This window comes from Coriobacteriia bacterium (assembly GCA_031292615.1).
Classification (GTDB): Bacteria; Actinomycetota; Coriobacteriia; order Anaerosomatales; family JAAXUF01; genus JARLGT01.
This window is the reverse complement of the sequence record JARLGT010000042.1, coordinates 1-6,018: the sequence shown is the minus strand read 5'-3', so window position 1 is coordinate 6,018 and position 6,018 is coordinate 1. Positions and strand designations below refer to the sequence as shown.

Here is a 6,018-nt window from a genome sequence, read left to right as displayed (position 1 = left end):
GCCCTTCGATGGCTTCGGGCAGTATGCTTCTCGCGGAAGCCGCGCGTCTTTCGAGAGGGGGAGCCCGTGAGCGACGAAGAGAGGGAGATACTCTTCGCTGCCCGGCAGAGAGCCATCGACGTGCTCTCGGCCTCCAACACTGAGGCCAGGCGAGTTGCGAGCGATGCCGAGGCTAAGGCCGTGGCGCTACTGCTTGAGCAACAGAAGCGCGCTGAGAGTCTTATCAAGCAGGGGCAGGAAGATGCGACCGAGCACGTCTTGTCGGAAGACGAGAAAGGTGCTCTTCTTGAATCGCATCGAGCGGCAGCAGAAGTGCTCGCGGCGACAGAACAAGAAGTGGCGGCGACGCTCGGTGAGACCAAGACGAATGGGGCCGTCGACGTCCTGATGGCCGGACAGCGAGAAGCCGCTGCGATTCTGCTGGATGCGTGGATGCAGGTGACGGAAGGGCGTCCGCCTGCGGGGCGAAGGTCGCGCAAGGAGTAGGCGGTTCGAAGCGCTTCCGCTGGCGCCATCGGCGAGAAACGACCCGCTGCCTGCGGAGACAAGGTAGCCGGTTCCCCACCGGCAAGCCTGAGTCACGCCACTGGGATGGTCGCACGTGGGTCGGTCTGGTGCGCGACCACGGAGTGCCAGGCGCCGATCCTCTGGCCTACCCGCGGATCCGGTCCAACTGGCCACGCTCGCCCATCATCGGGTCGCACGCCGAGTGGCCACGAGCCCGCCCGCCACGGCCCGTCATCTCCGCTCAGCCTGCTAACGGCCGGCTACGTACGGTCGGCAAGTGTCCAAGCGCGGCCGTTACCTTGCGTAGAACGATTTCTTTGTAGCCATTCGCGCAAAGGTCGTCATCCGAAAGGAACACCTCCGGGGCGGCGAACACCCGTTCCCAGTCAGAACCATCACTCGGGTCTTCGTGTTCCTCATCCGTCACCAAGACGCAAGAGTGGGTCTCGTATGACGGCTAGGCGATGACGCCGCGAGTCTTAAGCTCCTCGCAGACCTCGGCCATGCGCGTCTCCCAGGTCTTCTGCATGCCGCCTGCTCCGTTGTTCTTTCGGCCATTTGTCACTCAGCCCGATTGTCGGCAGGACTGCGTATTGACCTGAGGGTTATACAGAGCGGACAAGAGCCGCAGTGGAGCCGTTCTTCAGCCTAGTGTGCGCGAGGGTCCTACGCTTTTGCCATTCAGAAGGCCACGAACCCATCCGTGATGGCCACCAGCAAGAAATAGCCCTCTGCCGGCGGAAGCGCCTGTGGAGGGCTTTCCGATTTCTGGAAGAAGCGCCTTCGATACCACGTCCCGCGCTTCAACCGTGACTACTGAGCATGCGCTGATGCCCATGTATCGACCGTCTCTGTCTGCCGCCACCATATCGCTGCAGATATGAGACCGGCTCACGCACGGCACAGTCTGACGGCCGGCCTTGGGTGTATCGATCTCGGGCTGGGCCATTACTGCAGGCTCTAGGAGGAACGAAAGGCTTCTGCGTGTGGATCTGCTAGCGGGTCTGGACGCCGCAGGAGAACCGAAGCCGGGGTCCAGAGAGCAGACTAACGACCGGCCGCGCGTCCGTGAAGAACTGCGTTGACTGACGTCAAGCGGGGCCCGTTCGAGGAATCAGCGGTGAGACCGGCCTGTAGCAACGCGCGGTCCGGTCTTTCACACTCCGACTCCAGCGAGCCACGCTGGGTGCCGACAAACAGGCTGGAGGCTTCGATCGGATCGAGAGCCGTACACCGAGAGGGACTGACCAATGCGAGACGTTGCACGCGACCCCGCATACTATCCACCCGCAATCGAGCGCCGGGCCAAGCCGCGTCCGCCACGGACACTGAGCGTCCTGCATCCCAACGATGGGCCGCGCGTCAGCGTGATCATCGCCGCGCTTGACGAGGAAGAATCGCTGCCGCTCGTGCTGCGCCGGCTTCCGGGCGGGCTGTTCGAGGTAATTCTCGTTGACGGGAACTCCAGCGACCGCACCATCGAAGTCGCGCTGGCTGAGCGCCCGGACCTCATCGTTATCCGGCAACCGGGCTGCGGCAAGGGCGACGCACTTCGCGCGGGCTTCAAAGCCGCGGGTGGCGACATCCTCGTGGCCATGGACGCGGACGGATCAACCAATCCTGCCGAGATCCCTGCGTTCGTCGGTCAGCTGCTGTCCGGCGCCGACTACGTCAAGGGCTCGCGGTTCATCCCCGGCGGTGGTACGGCCGACATGACCTTCACTCGCATGGTGGGCAACACGGGCCTGATGTGGCTCGCGATGGTTCTGTTCGGCATCCGATACACGGATCTCAATTACGGGTTCACCGGCTTCTGGCGTAGGGAACTCGAGCACCTCGACCTGCGCAGCGAGGGCTTCGAGATCGAGACGGAGATGAACCTTCGCGCAGCAGTCATCGGACTGCGCGTCGTCGAGGTCGCTAGCTTCGAGCGTCTGCGTATCGGCGGGGATGCGCACCTGGTTCCGCTCGCGGATGGATGGCGTGTGCTGAACGAGATCGTGAAGCAGCGTATCCGGGGCTGGGGCGAGGTGCGCACGGGCGCGGCGCGGCGTGACTGCGCGCCGGAGGTCGAGCGTCCCTAGTCGGCGCGAGCACGAATGTCGGTCAGAGCGGCATCACATCCACTGCCTGGATGAACTCGTTGGCGTGAGCATCCCGCCGCCCTTCGGGCGTCAGGATGCGACAGCGGGTACTGAGGTCGCTTGGGGCGCCCCCAAGGTGCCAGTGGGAGCGAAGATCGCCCAAGGCTCGCCGCCAACGGGCACAAAGACCGCTTAGCCACCCCTTGGACACTCGCACCCACTCCTCGGCTCGAACCCGTGACTTGCCGCGTTTCTGCGACTCTAGTTCACTCTGTGCGTCCTGCCAGCCCTCGCGCGGCGTCTTGCGAACGCGATTGCAAACGACGCGTCGCAGAAGCCCCTCATCGAGCCATGAAGCGGAGGTCGCGGACCGAGGCGCGATTCAGTCGAGATGCACAATGGCTCGGCGATCGGCGCGCTTGCCTTCATCGAGCGAAAGCAGTGTCGTCTATCCCGTCACGAGAAGTGTCAATCTGGCGAGGAGTATCTACCGAGCGGTACGATGAAGCCTCTGCACCGCTCCAGAGAGTTGCAGTATGTGCCGATGAAAGTAAAGTCACCCGTACTTGCATGTGTGGGGAAGCCTTCGTTCTAGAGCGCGGCGGAGGCCTTCAGGGCACAGCGGGGGTTTGAACCCGATGACGGATCCGCACGGCGTGGCCGGGAGAGAGCTACTGCTCAGGCAGATGGATGATGCCTCCTTCCGCGCCAACTTCGAAGAAGCTGGCGTCGGGATGGCGCAGCTGGACTTAGATGCGACCATCATCCGGGCCAATCATGCTCTGTGCGACATGTTGGGCTACTCGCGCAAGGAACTTGTCGGGCACTCCTTGGAGTCGATCACCCATCCTGACGACATCGCACAGAGTCGAGTACTGCGTGGCGAGTTGACGTCGACGCCACTGCACACGCTCTGGATCGAGAAGCGCTATCTGCGCAAGAACGGCTCAGTCGTGTGGGCGAACGTGAGCGCTGCCCTGGTCGAGGACGACGCGGGCGCTCCGGTCTACTTCATCGCCACGGTCGAGGACATCTCTGATCGCAAGGCCGCAGAGGCCGCGTTGCGGGCATCGGAGGTGAAGTTCTCCTCGATGTTCAATCTGGCCCCAAACGCGATGACCATCGCGACGTTGGACGGACACATCGTCGACGTCAATGAGCGCTTTGTCGAGATGTTCGGATTCTCCAAAGAAGAGGTCCTGGGGCACCAGATATCCGAGCTGGGCGTGTGGGTCGACCTGGCCGACAGGCAGGCGATCCTTGACGCGGTCGCGGCCGGCGATGTGGTTCGCAATATGGAGTCGTTGCGGCGGCACAAAGATGGCACGTTGCTTCCGACCCTCGTGTGCGCAAGCGGGGTGGAGGTCGACGGCGAGAAGTTCGTGCTCTCGATCAGTCAGGACATGACCGAACGCAAGGTCGTCGAGGACGCACTTGGCAGAAGCAATGAGCGGCTCCAGACGCTCGTTGACCAGGCCGCCGACGGCATCTTCGTTACGGAGCGCACCAAGCGCTTCTCCGAGGCAAACGATGCAATGTGTGACATGCTTGGCTACAGCCGCGAGGAGCTGCTGTCCATGGCTATGTCCGACACCGTGTCTGAGGAGGAGCTGGCGCGCCTTCCCATTCAAGGTGATCAGATCGAGCCGGGCGGCGTGCTGATCTTCGAACGGAGATACTTGCGCAAAGACGGCTCGGCATTCATCGGTGAGATCAGTCTGCGCAAGATGTCTGACGGCAGGTTCGAGGGCATTCTGCGCGATTTGTCGGTCCGCGGGCGAGCCGAGCAGGAATTGCGCCGTGAGCAGGAGCTCTACCAAGCGACCTTCGACCACGCGGCCATCGGTATCGCGCAGGTCACGCCAGAGGGCCGATGGCTCAAGGTGAACCAGACGCTGTGCGACATCCTCGGCTACTCGCCAGAAGATTTCGCCCATATGAGTTTCGCCGACATCACCCACCCTGACGATGTTGAAAGGACGGTAGACGCGCTCCAGCCGTTGTACGACGAGTCGCATGACACCTATAGGACTGAGAAGCGCTACCTGCGCAAGGATCGTGCAACCGTCTGGGCCGATGTGAGCGTGGCCGCGATCCGCAACCAGGACGGTTCCTTGGCCTATCTGGTCACCGCCGTGCAGGACATCACCGAGCGCAAGCGCGGCGAGGAGGATCTGCGCCGCAGCGAGCTCCGGTACCGGACCATCGCCGACAATGCGAGCGACGTGGTCTGGATCTTGGATCCGCAGACGTCGAGGTTCACCTACGTGAGCCCATCCATAGAGCGACAGATGGGTTTCACTCCCGCCGAGGTTCTTGCCGACCCGATGGAGGCGTTGCTGACTCCCCAAAGTGGTACCGCCGTCCACGAGGCGCTCGCCAAGGCGATGGAGGACTTCCTGTCCGGGACAGTCCCCGAGGGGCAGCCGTATGTGATCCAGGCCGAGCTGGTGTGCAAGGACGCTCCGCCCATGTGGGCCGAGATCGTGGCCTCTCTGGTGGTCAACCAGGAAACCGGCCTCGTCGAAGTGCACGGTGTCACACGCGACATCACCGAACGCAAGGCTGCCGAGACGCGGCTTGCCAAGGCGTTCTCCTCGCTCATCGAGGTCGTTGGCCGAGTGACTGAGATGCGCGACCCCTACACGGCGGGGCACCAGCGGCGGGTAGCCGAGCTCTCGGTGGCCATCGCAGAGCAGATGGGGATGCCCGAGGCAGAGATCGACGAGATCCGCAACGCCGCGCTCGTGCACGACATCGGGAAGATGAGCATCCCTGCCGAGATATTGAGCAAACCCGGCGCGCTCCTGCCCATGGAGTTCGGCCTCATCCAGGGCCATGCCAAGGCGGGCTACGACATTCTCGAAGCGTCCGACATGCCGGGGCAGCTGGCCGAAATCGTGTACCAACACCACGAGCGGTGCGATGGCTCAGGCTATCCACGTGGGCTTCACGGAGAAGACCTGCTTCCGCAGGCCAAGGTCATCATGGTCGCCGATGTCGCGGAGGCGATGATGTCGCACCGGCCGTATCGGGCGAAGCTGAGCGTCGGCGCGGCGCTTGACGAGATCGAGACCGGCTCGGGGACGAAGTACTCATCCGAAGTGGCCGAGGCATGCATGGAGCTGTTCCGCGATGGCTTCACGTTTGCGGACATCTAGCGTCCGGTGATATACGCACCACTGCTGGAGCCCCCGTGTCGGCTGCTGCGCAAAGGCGCGCTGCTGCACGGTCTTGCTGGGGGACAGACCCGACAAGGAGAAGGTTCAATGCCGGTTCCACCTCCGGATTGAGACCCGAACGACCCTCAGCCGCGCGGGTATGACAGTCGGTTGGCCAGCGGAGCGGCCCTTGCCGCCAAAGGTCGCCATCTTACGCCCGGCTAGCGGTGGCGCTTCTCCTCATACATCCGCTCGTCCGCTTCCTT

3 protein-coding genes are annotated in these 6,018 nt (G+C 63.2%); all 3 read left to right on the top strand.

The window, feature by feature from the left end:
* Positions 1 to 66 precede the first annotated feature (66 nt).
* The 3 genes from P4L93_04080 to P4L93_04070 all read left to right on the top strand — a co-directional run bounded on the left by P4L93_04080 (position 67) and on the right by P4L93_04070 (position 5,752).
* Positions 67 to 486 carry a hypothetical protein gene (locus P4L93_04080; GenBank protein MDR3686122.1) on the top strand — a complete coding sequence of 140 codons (420 nt, stop codon included), beginning with the start codon at positions 67 to 69 and terminating at the stop codon, positions 484 to 486.
* A gap of 1,271 nt (positions 487 to 1,757) precedes the next feature.
* Positions 1,758 to 2,591 (top strand): glycosyltransferase family 2 protein, encoded by an 834-nt coding sequence (locus tag P4L93_04075; protein ID MDR3686121.1) that lies wholly within the window; start codon positions 1,758 to 1,760, stop codon positions 2,589 to 2,591.
* A 656-nt stretch (positions 2,592 to 3,247) separates the two neighbouring features.
* Positions 3,248 to 5,752 carry a PAS domain S-box protein gene (locus P4L93_04070; protein MDR3686120.1) on the top strand — a complete coding sequence of 835 codons (2,505 nt, stop codon included), beginning with the start codon at positions 3,248 to 3,250 and terminating at the stop codon, positions 5,750 to 5,752.
* Positions 5,753 to 6,018 lie beyond the last annotated feature (266 nt).

Coding starts and splice junctions, on each gene's coding strand:
- P4L93_04075 (MDR3686121.1), top strand. CDS start 1,758: ATGCGAGACGTTGCACGCGACCCCGCATACTATCCACCCGCAATCGAG.